The organism is Sphingobium limneticum (assembly GCF_008710165.1).
Taxonomy (GTDB): domain Bacteria; phylum Pseudomonadota; class Alphaproteobacteria; order Sphingomonadales; family Sphingomonadaceae; genus Sphingobium; species Sphingobium limneticum.
In genome coordinates this window covers 38,440-55,932 of record NZ_VYQA01000004.1, presented here as the reverse complement: position 1 = coordinate 55,932, position 17,493 = coordinate 38,440, and the positions used below count along the sequence as shown (strand labels likewise).

The following is a 17,493-nucleotide window of genomic DNA, read 5'->3' as shown; positions in this document are numbered from 1 at the left end:
ACTATTTCCAATCCCCATTGATCGTCATCCAGGCCGCCGTCGCCGCGATCGCGGCGGTTTCCGCGCGCAGGATTCGCGGCCCCAGCGATACCGGCACGGCGCCGGGCGTCGCGCGGATCGCATCCCGCTCGGCAGGATCGAATCCGCCCTCCGGCCCGACCAGAAAGGCGGCGGGTCCGGGATGGGTGCGCAATGTCGCCTCCAGCGGCGCCCCACCCGTCTCGTCCGCGAAGAACAGATGCCGATCGGGCGACCAGCCCTTCAGCAACGCGTCCAGCTTCGTCATTTCGGTCAATTCAGGTAGAGCAGTGCGCCCGCATTGCTCCGCCGCTTCCACCAGATGGGAATGGAGCCGATCCAGATTCAGCTTGTCCACCACCGCCCGGCGGGTCAGCACCGGCTGAAGCCGCGCCACGCCCAGTTCGCACGCTTTTTCGGCGATCAGGTCGATGCGCCCCTTCTTGATCGGCGCGCAGCATAGCCAGAAATCGGGCACATGTTCGGGCGGCTTGGTCTGGCTCACACATTCCAGCACCAGGTCGCGCTTGCGGATATCGCGGGCGCGCGCCGCCCATTCGCCGGACCGGCCATCGAACAGCAGGACGATATCGTCCATCTTCACCCGCATCACGCTGATGAGGTAATGGGCCGGATTGCCGTCGATCGGCACCACCACGCCTTCGCCCAGCTGGGTTTCGACATGCAGGCGGGGGGCGCTTTGCGGGGGCCAGGCTGGGGTTGCGGTCATTTTCTCTCGTGGCTTGTCCTGTAATGCTTCTTCCCTAAAGAGAAGCATGGCCCTTCGACAAGCGGGCGATGGAGTAGCCGTTGAATCAGACGCCGTTAAATCAAGGGATCGTGCCTGACAGCGAAGCGCGCGGCCTGCTCGCCCGCCTGCCGGACACGCCCCGCATATTGGCGCAACTGGCGCGATTCGATCGGCCGATCGGCTGGTGGCTGCTGTTCTGGCCCGGCGCATGGGCCGTGGCGCTGGCCGGGGGCGGCTTTGCCCGCTGGCCTTTGATCGTCTGGCTCCTGATCGGCAGCATCGCGATGCGCGGGGCAGGCTGCGTGTTCAACGATATCGTAGACCGCGACCTCGATCGGAAGGTCGCGCGCACCGCGGCACGGCCGCTGGCCAGCGGCGCCATGTCGGTGAAGATCGCCTGGGCCTGGCTCCTTGCGTTGTGCCTCATCGGCCTGATCGTACTGCTGCAACTCACTTTTTATGCGCAGGTCGTGGCGCTGGGCAGTCTGGCGCTGGTCGCCGCCTATCCCTTCATGAAGCGGATCACCGGCTGGCCGCAGGTATGGCTCGGCCTCGTCTTCTCCTGGACGGCACTAGTGGGCTGGAGCGAAGTGGCGGGCGCCCTCACCCTGCCGGGCCTGCTTCTCTATGCCGGCAGCCTCTTCTGGGTGGTGGGCTATGACACCATCTATGCGTTGCAGGACCGGGAAGATGACGCGCTGATCGGCATCGGATCCAGCGCGCTGTCGATGGGCCGCCATGTGCGCGGCGGCGTGACATTATGTTATGTGGCGGCTCTGGCCTTGTGGGGAAGCGCAATCTGGCAGATACGGCCGCAAGGTCTGGCCCTGGCCGCCCTGCTGCCCATGGCGGTGCATCTGCTGTGGCAGACAGGCACGTTGAAGGAAGATGGAGTCGATCCCCTGCGTAAATTCCGGTCCAACCGCTTTGCCGGTTTGCTGATGTTCCTGGGCTGTCTGGTCGTGGGGAGTGCTTCGCTATGACGCCACAGCCGGGCGAGGATTGCTGGCGCATCGCGCGCGCCGACCGGGCCAGCGTCATCATCGACGCCGATGCCTATTTCCGTCAGGCCCGCGCCGCGATGATGAAGGCCAAGCGCCGCATCATGCTGATCGGATGGGATTTCGATCCGGCCATCAGCCTGATTCGCGAGGATGAGGCGAAGGATGACGCGCCGATGGTCATCGGCGACTTCATCACCTGGCTGGTCGAACAGACGCCGGAGCTGGAGATTTTCCTGCTGCGCTGGGATGTCGGCGCGATCAAGTCGATGGCGCGCCCCTCCCACCTCGTCACCACGCTGCGCTGGATGGCGCATCCGCGCATCACGGTGAAGCTGGACAGCCATCACCCGCCGGCCGCCTCCCATCATCAGAAAATCGTGGTGATCGACGATTGCTTCGCCTTCTGCGGCGGCATCGACATGACCGGCGATCGCTGGGACACGCGCCATCATCGTGACGAGGAGCCGGGCCGCCTGCATCCCGACGGGTCGCCTTATGGCCCCTGGCATGATGCCACCACGGCGCTGGCCGGCCCGGTCGCCGCCGCGCTGGGCGAACATGCCCGCAATCGCTGGATCGGCGCGGGCGGCGATCCGCTGGAGCCGGTCGAGGGCATCAGCGATTGCTGGCCCGACCGGTTGCCGGTGCAGTTTGAGGGCGTCGATGTCGCCATCGCCCGATCCGCGCCCAAGATGGACGATCAGGAAGAACTGACCGAGATCGAGCAGCTCTATCTGCATCAGATCGCCGCGGCGAAGCGGCACATCTATGCCGAAAGCCAATATTTCGCCTCCCGCCGCATTGCCGAGGCGATCGCCAAGCGGCTGGGCGAGGCGGACGGGCCGGACATCGTCATCGTCAATCCAGAGCAGGCGGACGGCTGGCTGGAACAGCAGGCGATGGATACCGCCCGTGCGCGCCTGTACGAGGCGCTGAAGGCGCGAGACACGCATGGCCGCTTCCGCATCTACCACCCCTTCACCAATCGCGGCGTGCCCATCTATGTCCATGCCAAGATTTTGATCGTGGACGATCGGCTGATCCGCGTCGGATCATCCAACATGAACAATCGGTCGATGCGGCTGGATACCGAATGCGACGTGTCGATCGACACGGCGCTGCCCGCCAATGAAGGGCGGCAGGCGACGATCCTGAAGATTCGCGACGACCTGATCGCCGAACATCTCGACCTACCGGCCGAGCGGGTATCCGCCGTCATCGCCGAACGCGGCCTGATCGCCGCGATCGAGGAACTGCGTCAGAAGCCCGGCCGTACGCTGCGCCCCTATGTGACGCCCGACCTCAACGACGTGCAGCAATGGATCGCCGACCATGAGGTGCTGGACCCCGAAGGCCCGGAAGAAATGTTCGAACCGGTCAGCGAACGCGGCCTTTTCCGCCGGATGAAGGGCTGGTTCGTGCGGGGATGATGCCGCTGTCCTATCGAGCGGTCTGGAGGCTATCATGGCGTCCCGGCTTTCCGACAGGATCACCGCCACGTAACAAAATGTCGAAATCTGCGGGAAATGTGCGAAGTTAAGCGACGGAAATCCTATTCCGCCGCCAGCAACGCCTCGGCGCTTTGCAGGTTGACCGATACCAATCGGCTGACGCCGCGCTCCACCATGGTCACGCCGAACAGGCGGTGCATGCGCGCCATGCTGACGGCATTGTGGGTGACGATCAGGTAGCGGGTGTTGGTCTGCGCCACCATCGCGTCCAGCAGGTCGCAGAACCGCTCGACATTGGCATCATCCAGCGGCGCGTCGACCTCGTCCAGCACGCAGATCGGTGCGGGGTTGGTCAGGAACAGGCCAAAGATCAGCGCCACGGCGGTCAGCGCCTGCTCGCCGCCTGACAACAGGGTCAGCGCCGCCAGCTTCTTGCCCGGCGGCTGGGCCATGATCTCCAGCCCCGCCTCCAGCGGATCGTCGCTGTCGATCAGTTCCAGATGCGCTTGCCCGCCATTGAACAATGTCGTGAAGAGCCGCCGAAAATGCCCGTCCACCGCCTCGAACGCGGCGAGCAGGCGTTGCCGCCCCTCGCGATTGAGGCTGCCGATCGATCCGCGCAACTGGTTGATCGCCTGCGTGAGTTCCGCGCTTTCCGATCGGCTGGTAGCTTGGGCAGCTTCCAGTTCCTCCAGTTCCTGCGCGGCGACCAGATTGACCGGGCCGATCCGCTCACGCTCGGCATGAAAGCGGTCATGATCGGCCAGTTCGGTTTGGGCGATGCGGATCTCGGCACTGGCAAAGCCCAGTTTCTCCGGCAGAACCGGCGGCGGACATTCGAACCGCTCGCCCGACAGGCGGTTGGTTTCGATACGTCGCTCGTCGGCGGCCTCGGCGCGGGCGACGGCGGTGGCGCGGGCTTCGCGCGCAGCCGCCAGCGCCTCGCCCGCTTGCGCCGCACGCCCCTCGGCCGTGCGCAGCCCACTCTCCGCTTCCTGCTCGGCACCGCGAGCCTGATCGGCGGCCTGAGTCAGGGCCGCGCCTTGATCGCTCAGCCCCGCTATGGCGCTGGCCAGTGCATCGGGTTGCGCCGCAAGTCCATCGCGCTCGCCGACAATCTCCTCGGCCCGCGCGACCATCGCGGCGATCCGCTTGGCCGCCTCGCCGGCGCGCGCGCGCCAGCCCTTCCCCTCGGCATCGGCCGCCGCCTGTCGTTCCCGGTCGATGGTCAGGGCGCGATCGGCCAGCGCCTGATCCGCCTGCAACTGGCTGACGGCGCCCCGCGCCTTCTCGCTGGCTTGCGACAGGGTGGTGACCAGCGCACGGGTTTCCGCGCCATCGGGCACGGCGGCACGGTTGACCTCAGCCTTCTCATGCTCGCCCTGCGCACCATCCTGGTCGCGCCGCGCTTCGGCCAATCGTTCCTCGACACCCTCGCGCCGCCCCGCCAGCCGCTCCAGCGCCGTCGTCGCCTCATCGGCGGCGCGCAGCGCAGCGCGCAACTTCTGGTCGGCCTGCGACAGGGCGGTGCGTCCTGCGGCCAGCGCCTGCACGGCCGCCTGTTCGCGCGCCTTTGCCCCATCCTGCGCCGTCGCCGCCTGCTCGACGTCCGCCTGCATGGCCGGGCGCGCGGCGTCGATCGCCTCCAGCCGATTCAGCCGGATCAGCCGCTCGGCCGCCGCCGCCCCGCCCTCTACCGCGACATAGCCGTCCCAGCGGCGCAACTGCCCGTCCCGCGTGACCAGCCTTTGTCCGACGCCCAGCGCCTGCCCTTCGTCCCGGTCCACCACGCCAATCTGCGCCAGACGGCGGGCCAGTTCGGTCGGCGCCATGACATGCGCGGCCAGCGGTGTCGCACCAGCGGGCAAGGCGGGATCGCCCGGCAAAGAATCCGCCCCGGCCCAGCGCCGCTTGCCCTCCGCCCCGACCGGCGCTTCCAGATCGTCGCCCAGCGCGGCGGCGAGCGCCCGCTCATAGCCCGGCGCCGCCTTCAGCCGATCCAATGCCCGCGCCTTGCCGGCGCTACCGCTATCGACCGCCCGCTTCAGCGCCGCCGCCTCGCTATCGAGCGCCGCCAGCCCGGCGCGCGCCGACGCCAGCGCCGCTTCGGCCGACGCCCGTGCTTCGGCGGCGGACTGGCGATCCGCATCGGCCGACTGGATCGCGCTTTCGGCGGCATCGCGCTCGGCCTTCGCTTTGTCCTGATCGGCGATCGCCGTCTCGCGCTGCGCCTCCAGCGGGGCAGCATCGGGCAGGGCGGCCGCTTCCGCAGTCAGTCGCGCCACTTCCCGTTCGGCCCGATCGAACCGGGTGCGCGCAGCCACCAGTGCCGCCTCCGCCACGCGCAACTCCGCCTGCTCGGCCGCCTGCGTCGCCATCGCCTTTGCAAGATCCAGTTCGGCGTCCCGCGCAGCATCCTCGGCGGCGGCGATCCGCGTGGCGAAAGCCGGGCGCAACTTCTCCGTTTCGGCCACTCGCCCCTTCAGCGTCGCGATCTCCGCCGTCAGCCGGGCGATCGCATCGGCCGCATCATTGGCCAGCGTCCCTTCGCGCGCCCGATCTTCCTCCAGCCGGCTCGCCTGCTGCGTCAGGTCGGCCAGGCGACGGACGACCGACTCCCGCTCGGTCCGCAGCGCAGCCAGCCGATGCCCCGCCTCATTGGCGGCATCGCGCGCATTCTGGGCGGCCGTGCGTCGGTCGGCCAGCGCTGCCACGGCCGCCTGCGCATGGGCGGCGGCGGCCATCTGCCCTTCCTGCGCGGACGACACGGCCGTGTCAGCCTGTTTCGCCTCCGCCCGTGCAGCCTCCGCACTGGCATTGGCCTCGCGCCAGCGGGCGAACAGCACCCGTCCTTCGGCCACCCGAATCTGGTCCGACAGGCGGATATAGCGTTCCGCCGCCCTCGCCTGCCGCCGCAGCGCATTGGCGCGCGCGTCCATATCCAGCAAAATCTCGTCCAGCCGGGCCAGATTGGCCTCGGCCGCGCGCAATTTCTGCTCGGCATCCTTGCGCCGGACATGCAGGCCGGCAATGCCCGCCGCTTCCTCCAGCATCGCGCGCCGTTCCTGCGGCCGCGCAGCGATGACGGCGGCGATCCGCCCCTGACTGACCAGCGCCGGGCTGTGCGGCCCGGTGGCGGCATCTGCGAAGACCAGCGACACGTCCTTGGCGCGCACATCCTTGCCATTGGCTCTGTAGGCGCTACCCGCCCCGCGCTCGATCCGGCGCGTGACTTCCAGTTCGCCGTCCGCGCCGACATCGACGGCGGAAAACAGCTCGCCCTGTTCCTGGACGGTGAGCAGCGACACTTCGGCAAAGTCGCGTTGCGGCCGCGTGGCGGTGCCCGCGAAGATCACATCCTCCATGCCACCGCCGCGCATGGATTTGGCGCTGGATTCGCCCATCACCCACCGGATCGCTTCCAGCAGGTTGGATTTGCCGCACCCATTGGGGCCGACGATGCCGGTCAGCCCCGGCTCGATGCGCAACTCCGTCGCATCGACGAAGCTTTTGAAGCCGGAGAGTTTGAGGCGCTTTATCTGCATGACGGAAAACCGGGGCAGCCTGCTACCCCGGTTTCTCTATGCGTAGGCGCGCCTGTCAGCCCCCTCTGATGCAATCAGAGTCCCGCTTCCTTGAGCTTGGGCTGAAGTGCGGACCAGCTGGCAACATTGTCCAGCAGCACGCCGTTGATCAGGAAGCTGGGCGTCCCCTGAATCTGATATTCGTTATTGGCCTTCTCGACATTCTTGGCCAGCTTCTCGGCAATGGCGGTGTCGGCCAGGCACACCTTCGCCTGATCGGCGGAAATGCCGCGCTGCTGCGCATATTCGACCAGGCCCGCAATCTGGGCGATCGCGCCGGGACGCTGCGCCGGGGGCAGCTTGTCCACGCCCTGGAAGGCGGCCTGCGCGCCCTGCACCTTTTCAAACATCGCCGACTGGTTGGCGAAGAACTGCTCCGACAGCGGGTAGAAGATGTCCTTGCCGCCGCACCGGGCGAGCAGCGCGGTGGTCAGGTCGATCGGATCGCGCAGATAGGTGCGGAATTCGAAGCTCATCTTGCCGGTGTCGACGATCTTCTTGATCTCCTCCGACGCTTCGGCCGAGAAATCCTTGCAATGGCTACATGTATAGGAGCCATATTCGATCAGCTTCACCTTCGCCGACGGGTTGCCCATCACGAAATAGCCGTCCGGCGTTTCCGCGATCGTGTCCGACCAGCTGGTGCCGGCAGGTGCGGCGACGGCGGCGACCGCCTCGCCGGTCGGCTTGGCGGCTTCCTCATTCTTGCCGCAGGCGGCAAGGGTGAGGCTCAGGGCGATAAGGGCTATACCGGAAAAGGCTTTCACGACGGGCAAGGCTCCGAAATCAAACAGGATGAAAAGGGGTTTAGATCAGCGCGCGGCGGGGGGCAATGCGGCCTGAAGGATCGACCAGCTCGATCCGTCCACCTTGGTCCCGTTGACGACGAAACCGGGCGTGCCGGTGATCTTGGCCTTGTTCCACGCCTCATCGGTCATCGCCAGCACCTGCTTCATCGACGCCGGATTGGCGACGCAGGCGTCCAGCTGCGCATTGGTGAAGCCACGCTTGTTCATCAGCGCGTAAAGGCCGGTCTTCTGCCCGATATCCTTGAGCGCTGCGACCTGATCGGCCGGCTTTTCGCCGCTGCCGTCATAGGCTTCGATCTTCTCCATCCAGGGCGTCTGGTTGGCGAACAGCGCCTCATGATTGCCCATGAAACGGGCCGGGCCGCCGCAACGGGCCAACAGCGCAGCGGTCAGGTCATATTTGTCGCGCACGGCGTTGCGCACTTCGACGCTGACCTTGCCGCCCTTCACATAGCCGGTCTTGAGCGGCGCGCTCGCCTCACCCACGAAATGGGCGCAATGCGAACAGGTATAGCTCACATATTCGACCAGCTTGGTGGGCGCGGCCGGATTGCCCATCAGATGGCCGCCGATCGGCGACAGCACGACACGGCTCACCCAATTGGCAGCAGGCGCGGCGACCAGAGCGGCGGGAACGGCAAGCAAGGCAAGCGGCAGGAGCAGTTTCTTCATGAGGCGCGTCCGTAGAAAGGCTCCGCTGAACCGGAGCCGAATAGGGGTCATGGGCGGCGAATGAACGGCTGTGCCATCCGGTCAGCCACCACTCTAGTTAATTTTCGGCAATCCGCTGCTGTTGGCAAGGCCCTGCGCCAGCGATTCCAGCACGGCGCGCAATTCCGGGTCGCCGATGTCGCGCAGCGAATCGCCCAGCTCGACCGGAATGGGCTTCAGATTGCGGGGCGGCGGGCGACGTTCGGCCCGGGCCGGGGTGATTTCGCCCTGCCGCATCGCCACCTTGGCGACGGCGGCATAGCCGAAGAAGCGATTCACCCGCTCGACGATGTCGGGCAGCATATGCTGGACCATCGGCGCATGGCCGCTCATCACCGTCAGCTGCAACGTGCCGCCGGCCTTCTGCCCCACCGGGAAGCGGATCGATTCGGGCGCGGAAATGCCGGCATAATGGCTGCCAACAATCTCCGCCCAGCGGGTGACGATGCTGGATTGAACGAAGCCGAACTTGCGGAAGGCCGCGCGGCCGATATCCGGCATCAGGTCGGCGATCGCGCGCGGCGCGCCGGTGCGGGGACGCTCGGCCGGTGCCTTGGCACGACTCTTATATTTAGGGGGGGCCGGGCGTTCCGTCATGACGCGCTACATGGCATAGGGCTGGCATGCGCGTCGAGGGTAGAGACAGAAAAATCGCGGGCGACCTGCTCGCTCATTATGATGTGCACGCCCGGCGCCTGCCTTGGCGCGCGCCGCCCGGCAGCAACGCCGCCGACCCCTATCGGGTCTGGCTGTCGGAAGTGATGCTGCAACAGACGACGGTGGCCGCCGTCGGCCCCTATTTCGCGAAATTCACGGAACGCTGGCCGACGGTGCAGGATCTGGCCGCCGCCGACGATGCCGACCTGATGGCCGCCTGGGCCGGGCTTGGCTATTATGCCCGCGCCCGCAACCTGCTCGCCTGTGCGCGGGCGGTGGCACGCGATCATGGCGGCATCTTCCCCGATAGCGAGGACGGGCTGCGCGCGCTGCCCGGCGTGGGCGCCTATACAGCCGCGGCCGTCGCCGCCATCGCCTTCGGCCGGCGCGCCGTAGTGGTGGACGCCAATGTCGAGCGGGTGGTAGCCCGCCTCTTCGCGATCGCCACGCCCTTGCCCGCCGCCCGGCCCGCCATTCGCGAAGCCTGCGACCGCATCACCCCCGACGCCCGCGCCGGCGACTTCGCGCAGGCGATGATGGATCTGGGCGCGACCATCTGCACCGCCCGCAACCCCGCCTGCGGCATCTGCCCGATCCGCGCGGATTGCGCCGCCATACTGACCGCCGATCCTGCCGCCTTCCCGGTAAAGCCGCCCAAGAAAACGCGCCCCCATCGCACCGGCCATGGCTGGTGGATCGAGCGGGACGGCAATGTCTGGCTGATCCGTCGTCCGGACAAGGGGCTGCTGGGCGGTATGCGCGCGCTGCCCAGCTCCGACTGGAGCGACGCGCCCGACGCCACCCCGCCGCTGCGGGCGCACTGGTCGACCATCGATGAGCCGGTCGCGCATGTCTTCACCCATTTCTCACTAGCGCTGCGCGTCCACCATGCCCATGTGGGGGCGGAGATGACGCCGCCGGGCGCAGGCGAATGGTGGCCGATCGATCGGATCGGGGAGGCAGGATTGCCCACATTATTCGCCCGCGCGGCCGATGCGGTGAGGAAGGAAAGGCAAGCCAATGCACGGAACTGACCCGACCAACAGACAGGTGCCGGGCTTCGTCGGCAGCAGGCTGGACCGCGTCGATCCTATCCGCTCCAATCCTGCGCTGCTCGCCGAAACATTCGCCGATCCCGCCGCCCGCCTGCTGGTGCTCGACGGGCTGGAGCCGGTGGAAGTGGACGGCCATCTGCTGCTGGAACCGCTCGCCCCCGACGCCCATGTGGAGGATCATGTGCTGCTGGGCGTCGATCCGGCCGCCCGGCCGATCTTCGCCCGGCTGGTCGCCGATCTTGGCCCGGCGCTCACCCCCACACCGCGCAGCCGCGCCATCGCCGGCCTCGTCCCGGCCGATGAAGTCGCGCTCTACGGCACCGCGCGCAGTCTGGTCCACTGGCATGCCCGGCATCGCCATTGCTCGGTCTGCGGCGCGACCACCCGCTCGGTCAAGGCCGGCTGGTCGCGCAAATGCGATGCAGACGCCTGCGCTGCCGAACATTTCCCCCGCACCGACCCCGTCGTCATCATGCTGGCCGAATATCGCGGGCGCATCCTGCTCGGTCGCCAGCATGCCTGGCCGCCCGGCCGCTATTCGGCGCTGGCCGGCTTCGTCGAACCGGGCGAGACGATCGAGGAAGCGGTCGCGCGCGAATTGTTCGAGGAAGCCGGCGTCCGCGTCCATGATGTGCGCTATGTGATGAGCCAGCCCTGGCCTTTCCCCTCGTCCCTGATGATCGCCTGCATCGCCCAGGCGCAGGATGACGCCCTGACGCTGGATGAAACCGAGATCGAGGACGCCTTGTGGTGCGACGCCGACCAGGTGCGCGCGGCCATGGCCGGCAACCCCGACGCCCCTTTTCTCGCCCCGTCGCAAATGGCCGTCGCCTGGCACCTGCTCGACCATTGGCTGGCCGGCGTTGCGCCCCCCAGCCTTGTTCGCGCTGACGCAAGCGCGTAAGGCCAACCCCTTCTTTCCCCATATTCGAGGACGATTTCCCCTCCATGCTCAGCCTAGACGAAGCCCAGTCGCGCGCGCAGGATCTGGTCAACGCCGCGCGCAAGGCCGGGGCGGATGCCGCCGACGCCATCTATGCCTGCACCGCATCGACCAACGTGTCGGTGCGCCTGGGCTCGCTGGAGGATGTCGAACGGTCCGAGGGGGAAGAGATCGGCCTGCGCGTCTTCATCGGCCAGCGGTCCGCCAGCATTTCGGCGTCGGACATGAATCCCGCGACGCTCGCCACGCTGGTCGATCGCAGCATCGCCATGGCGCGCGAGGCACCCGAAGATCCCTATGCCGGCCTCGCGCCGGAGGATCGGCTACTCAAGAAGCGCCCGCCTTCGCTCGACCTGACCGATGAGGAAGAGCCCGAACCCGCTATCTTACGCGAACGCGCGCTGATCGCGGAAGAAGCCGCGCGCAGCGTACCGGGCATCACCAACAGCGAAGGCGGCGGCGCGTCCAACGGCCGCAGCCAAGTAGCGCTGGCCACCAGCCATGGCTTTGCCGGTGCCTATGCCGGCACCAGCCATGCGACCTGGGCCAGCGTGCTGGCCGGCGCCGGCGCCGACATGCAGCGCGACCATGCCAGCCACAGCGTCCGCCATCTGGAAGATCTGGACGAAGCCGAATCGGTCGGCATCCGCGCGGGCCAACGGGCGGTGGCGCGGCTGAACCCCGTAAAGGTCGAAAGCGGCGTCATGCCGGTCATCTTCGATCCGCGCATCGGCGCCAGCCTGCTCGGCCATCTGATCGGTGGCATGGTCGGCCCGGCGATCGCCCGCCGCTCCAGCTTCCTGCTGGAATCGCTCGGCGAAGCTTTGTTCGATTCGGCCATCACCATCATCGACGATCCGCTTCTGCCGCGCGGCATGCGCTCGCGCCCGTTCGATGGCGAAGGATTGCCGGTGGACCGCCGCGCGCTGATCGACAAAGGCGTGCTGACCGGCTGGCTGATGGACAGCGCATCGGCCCGTCAGTTGGGCCTGGAACCCACCGGCCATGCCAGCCGCGGCGGCAGCGGCGCGCCGGGCGCCAGCATCACCAACGTCCATATGGAGGCCGGCACCATCTCGCCCGGCGACCTGATGGCGGACGTGACGCGCGGCCTCTATGTCACCGAACTGATCGGCATGGGCGTGAACGGCGTCACCGGCGATTATAGTCGCGGCGCGGCGGGCTTCCTGATCGAAAATGGCGCGGTGACCCATGCCGTGTCGGAAATCACCATCGCCAGCAATTTGAAGGCGATGTTCCGCGCCCTGACGCCGGCCAGCGACTTGCAATTCCGCTATGCCATGAACGTGCCGACGCTGCGCGTGGACGGGATGACCGTTGCCGGGGGATGATGCCTCTCTGCGCGCCGTCGTCTCCGCCGTGGCGGATGCGGCCGACCATGCGCTGACCCTGTGGGCCAATGGCGAAACGCGCGTTCGCCAGTGGGAAAAAGTGCCCGGCCATCCGGTGTGCGAGGCCGATCTGTCGGTCGACGCCATGCTGCGCGAACGCCTATCGGCGATCGATCCGCAGGCCGGCTGGCTGTCGGAAGAGACAGCCGATACCGTGCATCGCCTGGGCGTGCCGCGCGTCTGGGTGGTCGACCCGATCGACGGCACCCGCGACTATCTGCGCGGGCGGCCGGGTTGGGCCGTGTCGGTGGCGCTGGTCGATCGGGGCGCGGTGACGCTCGGCATATTGGCCGCCCCGGCGCGCAACGAATTGTGGGTGGCGCAACTGGGCAAGGGCGCGACCCGCAACGGCGTGACGCTACAGGCAGGTTCCCGCCAAACCCTGCCGGGTGCGCGCGTCCCCGCCGAACAATTGCCCCGCATCGATCGCGATCTGGTGACGGTGGACAAGCCCAACAGCATCGCGCTGCGCATGGCGATGGTCGCCGCCGATGAGGCCGATCTGGTCGCCACCGTGCGCTGGGGCAATGAATGGGATGTCGCCGCCGCCGCGCTGATCGTGCAGGAGGCCGGCGGCACCGTGACCGATGCGCTGGGCGATCCCTTGCTGTTCAACCGGCCCCAGCCGACCGCCTTCGGCCTGCTCTGCGCCGCCCCCGGCATCCATGCCGCCGCCGTCGAGCGCCTGACGCCCCGCGCCCGCGAAATATTGGGCCAGCCGCAGGGTTAGGCGGACAACGCGGTGCCCGAAGGCGATGATCTATCGATTTCAGAAAACTGGAGCGGGCGAAGGGATTCGAACCCTCGACCCCAACCTTGGCAAGGTTGTGCTCTACCCCTGAGCTACGCCCGCTCGGGCGGCCGAAAAGTTTCCTTTTCAGCAAATGTGGCCAACTGGCAGAAAACTGGAGCGGGCGAAGGGATTCGAACCCTCGACCCCAACCTTGGCAAGGTTGTGCTCTACCCCTGAGCTACGCCCGCTCTTGGCGGCCGGGAGAGTGTGTCTCTCTCGGCGGGTGGCGGCCAACTAGCAAGGCTTTCCCAGATCGGCAAGGGGAAGAATTGCAGAAAAATGAAATCCGCGTTCTCGAGCGTAAAAACTCATCCTTTTCAGTGACTTGGCGCAGAGCAGAAAATCATCGCCTGACGCCGCCTTATGGCTGCCTGGCGAATCGTGCGGCGGCCCTCTGGGAAAAGAGCGACTTGGCGCAGGCCGTCCATCTGCTAATCTGGCCCATATCTGTTTGCGGCGGGATCATTTGCCGCCGCCCTTCGTACTGAACAAAAGCCTACAGGCCAAAACAGCAGGGAAGATCAACCATGTCGTCCGATCAACTGACGCGCCGCGGCCTGTTGCAGGGCAGCGCCGTGCTCGCCGCCGCCGCGCCCACCTTGTCGGCCGCAGCGCCGACGCCCAAGACCAGCGGAGCCAATGCCATGATGCCCGTCGAACTGACCGTCAACGGCCGCGAGGTGCATCTGCAACTCGACCCGCGCACCAGCCTGCTCGATGCGCTGCGCGAACATCTGCACCTCACCGGCACCAAGAAGGGCTGCGACCATGGCCAGTGCGGCGCCTGCACCGTGATCGTGGAAGGCCGCCGGATCAACAGCTGCCTGACTCTGGCGGTGATGCACGATGGCGAGAAGGTGACGACGATCGAAGGGCTGGGCACGCCCGACCATTTGCACGCCATGCAAAAGGCGTTCATCGTGCATGACGGCTATCAGTGCGGCTATTGCACGCCGGGCCAGATCTGCTCCGCCGTTTCGGTGCTGGAGGAGATAGAGGCCGGCATCCCCAGCCATGTCACAGCCGATCTGAACGATGTTGCGATCAGCGACGCCGAACTGCGCGAGCGGATGAGCGGCAATATCTGCCGCTGCGCCGCCTATCCCAATATCATCGCCGCGATGCGCGACGTCGCCGGGGAGGCAAAGGCATGAGGCCCTTCACCTACGAACGCGCGACCGATGTCGCAGCGGCAGCCAGGGCGGCCGGCTCGGTCCAGGGCGCCCGCTTCATCGCTGGCGGCACCAACCTGCTCGACCTGATGAAATTGCAGATCGAAACGCCGACCCATCTGATCGACGTCAATCATCTGGGCCTGGACCGGATCGAAAAGACCGACGATGGCGGCCTGCGCATCGGCGCGCTGGTCCGCAATACGGACCTTGCCGCCGACAAGGCCGTGCGCCGCGACTATGGGGTGCTGAGCCGGGCGCTGCTGGCCGGCGCATCAGGGCAATTGCGCAACAAGGCGACGACCGGCGGCAACCTGCTGCAACGCACCCGCTGCCCCTATTTCTACGACACGCGCATGCCCTGCAACAAGCGCAAGGCCGGCAGCGGATGCGGCGCGATGCAGGGGATGAGCCGGAGTCTCGCCATATTGGGCGTCAGCGACGCCTGCATCGCCCAGCATCCCAGCGACATGGCCGTTGCGATGCGCCTGCTCGACGCGCAGGTCGATACGATGGGCGCGGACGGCGTGGCGCGCGCCATCCCGATCGCCGACTTCCACCTTCTGCCCGGCGACACGCCGCACAAGGAAACGGCGCTGAAAGCCGGCGAAATCATCACATCGGTGACGCTGCCCAAGCCGATCGGCGGCACCCATGTCTATCGCAAGGTCCGCGACCGCGCCTCCTACGCCTTCGCTCTGGTGTCGGTCGCAGCGGTGTTCGACAAGGACGGGAGCGCCCGCTTCGCCTTCGGCGGCATAGGCGCCAAGCCATGGCGCACGCCAACGGTCGACGCCGCCGCGAAACATGGCGCCAAGGCCGTGGCGGAGGCGGCCCTGAGCGGCGCCCGCACCACCCATCATAACGACTTCAAGAAGCTGCTGGTCGAACGGACGCTGACGTCCCTCTACCGCCAGCGGGAGGCACGAGCATGAAGTTCGATACGCCAGCCGGCCCCAACCCGATCGATCGCGGCCGGGTGATCGGCATTCCCCATGATCGCATCGACGGTGCGGCCAAGGTCACGGGCAGCGCCCCCTATGCCTATGAACGGCACGACGCCGCCCCCAACGCCGCCTATGGCTGGATGGTCGGATCGGCCATCGCCAAGGGGCGGATCGCCGCCATGGACCTGCGCGCCGCCGAAGCCGCGCCGGGCGTGCTGGGCATCGTCACCCACGCCAATGCGGGGAAACTGGGCAAGGGATCGATGAACACCGCGCCGCTGCTGGGCGGGCCGCAGGTGGACCATTATGAGCAGGCGGTCGCCCTCGTCATCGCCGACACGTTCGAAAATGCGCGCGACGCGGCCAAGCTGGTACGGATCGACTATGCAGCGGCGGATGGCCGGTTCGATCTGGCGGCCGATCAGGCGCGCGGGGTCAATCCCGGCAAGGATGCCGATACTGCGGCGGGCGATTTCGACGGCGGCTTTGCGAAGGCCGCCGTGAAGATCGACCAGCGCTACACCACGCCCGACCACAGCCATGCGATGATGGAGCCGCACGCGACCACCGCCGCCTGGAATGGCGACAAGCTGACGCTGTGGACATCCAACCAGATGATCGCCTGGGGCGTGGGCGAAGTCGCCAAGACGCTGGGCATTCCCAAGGATAATGTCCGCCTCGTCTCCCCCTATATCGGTGGCGGCTTCGGGTCGAAACTCTTCGTGCGCGCCGACGCGATCCTCGCCGCGCTGGGCGCGAAGCAGGTCGGCCGCCCGGTCAAGGTCGCCATCGCCCGGCACCAGATCCCCAACAACACCACCCACCGCCCCGCGACGATCCAGCGCATCCGTATCGGCGCGGACAAGGACGGGGTGATCGACGCGATCGGGCATGAAGTCTGGTCGGGCGACTTGCCCGGCGGCGGCCCGGAAACGGCAGCGCAGCAGACCCGCCTCCTCTATCGCGGACCGAACCGGATGACGGCGCACCGACTGGTGACGCTCGACCTGCCGGAGGGCAACGCCATGCGCGCGCCCGGCGAAGCGGTCGGCCTGCTGGCGCTGGAAATCGCGATGGACGAACTGGCAGAGGCCTGCAACGTCGATCCGGTCGAACTGCGCATCCGCAACGATGTGCAATATGATCCCGAAGCTGGGCCGCAGCGCCCCTTTTCCAGCCGCAAGCTGGTGGAATGCCTGCGCGCGGGCGCCGACCATTTCGGCTGGGCCAAGCGCAACCCGAAACCGGGCCAGGTACGCGACGGCCGCTGGCTGGTCAGCATGGGCGTGGCGGCGGCGTTCCGCAACAATCTGGTGCAGAAATCCGGCGCCCGCATCGGTGTCGATGCAAAAGGTCGCATCGTCGTCGAAACCGACATGACCGATATCGGCACCGGCAGCTATACCATCGTGGCGCAGACCGCAGCGGAAATGCTGGGCGTGACGCTCGATCAGGTGACCGTGCGCCTGGGCGACAGCCGCTTCCCCGTATCGGCCGGTTCGGGCGGCCAGTGGGGCGCGAACAGTGCGACCGCCGGCGTCTATGCCGCCGCCATGGCGCTGCGCGCGAAGCTGGCGGAACAGGCCGGCTACCCCGCCGATCAAGCCCTGTTCGAAGATGGCTTGGTCAAACTCGCCAATAAATCGCAGACGCTGGCATCGCTCGCCGGCCGCGACGGCCTCTGGGCCGAAGACAGCATGGACTATGGCGATCTCGACAAACGCTATGCGCAGGCGACATTCGGCGCGCATTTCTGCGAGGTCGGCGTCGATATCGACACCGCCGAAGTGCGCGTCCGCCGCATGGGCGGGGCCTTTGCCGCTGGGCGCATCCTCAACCCCAAATCGGCGCGCAGCCAGGTGATCGGTGCGATGACGATGGGCGTGGGCGCGGCGCTGATGGAAGCGCTGGACGTCGACACGCGCTTCGGCTTCTTCGTCAATCACGACATGGCCGAATATATGGTGCCGGTCCATGCCGACATTCCCCAGCAGGATGTCCTCTTCGTCGACGAACTGGACGACAAAAGCTCCCCCATGAAGGCCAAGGGCGTCGGCGAACTGGGCATATGCGGGGCGGGCGCGGCGGTGGCCAACGCCATCTACAACGCCACCGGTCTTCGCCTGCGCGACTATCCCCTCACCATCGACAAGCTGTTGAAAGCGCAGGCGGCATGAGAGGCTCTC

14 protein-coding genes and 2 tRNA genes are annotated in these 17,493 nt (G+C 67.1%); 9 read left to right on the top strand and 7 right to left on the bottom strand.

Features of this window, described 5'->3' with window-relative positions:
- Position 1: 1 nt before the first annotated feature.
- Complete coding sequence (locus F4U95_RS06770) at positions 2-748, bottom strand: 16S rRNA (uracil(1498)-N(3))-methyltransferase (protein ID WP_150425090.1); 747 nt, start codon at positions 746-748, stop codon at positions 2-4.
- 107 nt (positions 749-855) lie between these two features.
- Between F4U95_RS06770 and ubiA the strand changes: the two genes are divergently transcribed.
- Positions 856-1,752 (top strand): 4-hydroxybenzoate octaprenyltransferase, encoded by an 897-nt coding sequence (gene ubiA / locus F4U95_RS06765; RefSeq protein WP_343032327.1) that lies wholly within the window; start codon positions 856-858, stop codon positions 1,750-1,752.
- Positions 1,749-3,203, top strand: a complete 1,455-nt coding sequence (locus tag F4U95_RS06760; RefSeq protein WP_150425088.1) for a phospholipase D-like domain-containing protein — start codon at positions 1,749-1,751, stop codon at positions 3,201-3,203. The genes ubiA and F4U95_RS06760 overlap by 4 nt, the downstream gene beginning before the upstream one ends.
- A gap of 122 nt (positions 3,204-3,325) precedes the next feature.
- Here F4U95_RS06760 and F4U95_RS06755 read toward each other — a convergent pair whose 3' ends face one another.
- The 4 genes from F4U95_RS06755 to F4U95_RS06740 all read right to left on the bottom strand — a co-directional run bounded on the left by F4U95_RS06755 (position 3,326) and on the right by F4U95_RS06740 (position 8,925).
- Positions 3,326-6,769: a chromosome segregation SMC family protein gene (locus F4U95_RS06755; protein ID WP_150425087.1), complete on the bottom strand. Its 3,444-nt coding sequence runs from the start codon at positions 6,767-6,769 to the stop codon at positions 3,326-3,328.
- Between the two features lie 74 nt (positions 6,770-6,843).
- A complete protein-coding gene (locus tag F4U95_RS06750) occupies positions 6,844-7,575 on the bottom strand; it encodes a thioredoxin domain-containing protein (RefSeq protein WP_150425086.1) in 732 nt (243 codons plus the stop codon).
- 45 nt (positions 7,576-7,620) lie between these two features.
- Positions 7,621-8,289, bottom strand: coding sequence for a thioredoxin domain-containing protein (locus tag F4U95_RS06745; protein ID WP_150425085.1), 669 nt, complete (start codon positions 8,287-8,289; stop codon positions 7,621-7,623).
- 93 nt (positions 8,290-8,382) lie between these two features.
- Complete coding sequence (locus F4U95_RS06740; protein ID WP_120251432.1) at positions 8,383-8,925, bottom strand: DUF721 domain-containing protein; 543 nt, start codon at positions 8,923-8,925, stop codon at positions 8,383-8,385.
- Positions 8,926-8,951: 26 nt separating this feature from the next.
- On the opposite strand from F4U95_RS06740, the gene F4U95_RS06735 reads away from it, so the two are divergent.
- Genes F4U95_RS06735 through F4U95_RS06720 form a run of 4 tightly spaced genes read left to right on the top strand, consistent with a single transcriptional unit; the run spans position 8,952 to position 13,125 of the window.
- On the top strand, positions 8,952-10,019 hold the full coding sequence (locus F4U95_RS06735; protein ID WP_150425084.1) for an A/G-specific adenine glycosylase: 1,068 nt from the start codon (positions 8,952-8,954) through the stop codon (positions 10,017-10,019).
- A complete protein-coding gene (nudC, locus tag F4U95_RS06730) occupies positions 10,006-10,944 on the top strand; it encodes an NAD(+) diphosphatase (protein WP_150425083.1) in 939 nt (312 codons plus the stop codon). Before F4U95_RS06735 ends, nudC begins: the two co-directional genes overlap by 14 nt.
- Positions 10,945-10,988: 44 nt before the next feature.
- Positions 10,989-12,335 (top strand): TldD/PmbA family protein, encoded by a 1,347-nt coding sequence (locus F4U95_RS06725; RefSeq protein WP_150425082.1) that lies wholly within the window; start codon positions 10,989-10,991, stop codon positions 12,333-12,335.
- The gene (locus F4U95_RS06720) at positions 12,322-13,125 is read left to right on the top strand and encodes an inositol monophosphatase family protein (protein WP_150425081.1); all 804 of its coding nucleotides are present in this window, start codon (positions 12,322-12,324) and stop codon (positions 13,123-13,125) included. Before F4U95_RS06725 ends, F4U95_RS06720 begins: the two co-directional genes overlap by 14 nt.
- A gap of 48 nt (positions 13,126-13,173) precedes the next feature.
- Here F4U95_RS06720 and F4U95_RS06715 read toward each other — a convergent pair.
- A tRNA-Gly gene (locus F4U95_RS06715) sits at positions 13,174-13,248 on the bottom strand.
- A 53-nt stretch (positions 13,249-13,301) separates the two neighbouring features.
- A tRNA-Gly gene (locus tag F4U95_RS06710) sits at positions 13,302-13,376 on the bottom strand.
- A gap of 339 nt (positions 13,377-13,715) precedes the next feature.
- On the opposite strand from F4U95_RS06710, the gene paoA reads away from it, so the two are divergent.
- Genes paoA through paoC form a run of 3 tightly spaced genes read left to right on the top strand, consistent with a single transcriptional unit; the run spans position 13,716 to position 17,484 of the window.
- Positions 13,716-14,342 carry an aldehyde dehydrogenase iron-sulfur subunit PaoA gene (gene paoA / locus F4U95_RS06705; protein ID WP_150425080.1) on the top strand — a complete coding sequence of 209 codons (627 nt, stop codon included), beginning with the start codon at positions 13,716-13,718 and terminating at the stop codon, positions 14,340-14,342.
- Complete coding sequence (locus tag F4U95_RS06700; RefSeq protein WP_150425079.1) at positions 14,339-15,295, top strand: FAD binding domain-containing protein; 957 nt, start codon at positions 14,339-14,341, stop codon at positions 15,293-15,295. Before paoA ends, F4U95_RS06700 begins: the two co-directional genes overlap by 4 nt.
- Positions 15,292-17,484 (top strand): aldehyde oxidoreductase molybdenum-binding subunit PaoC, encoded by a 2,193-nt coding sequence (paoC, locus tag F4U95_RS06695; RefSeq protein ID WP_150425078.1) that lies wholly within the window; start codon positions 15,292-15,294, stop codon positions 17,482-17,484. Before F4U95_RS06700 ends, paoC begins: the two co-directional genes overlap by 4 nt.
- The last annotated feature ends 9 nt before the right edge of the window (positions 17,485-17,493 follow it).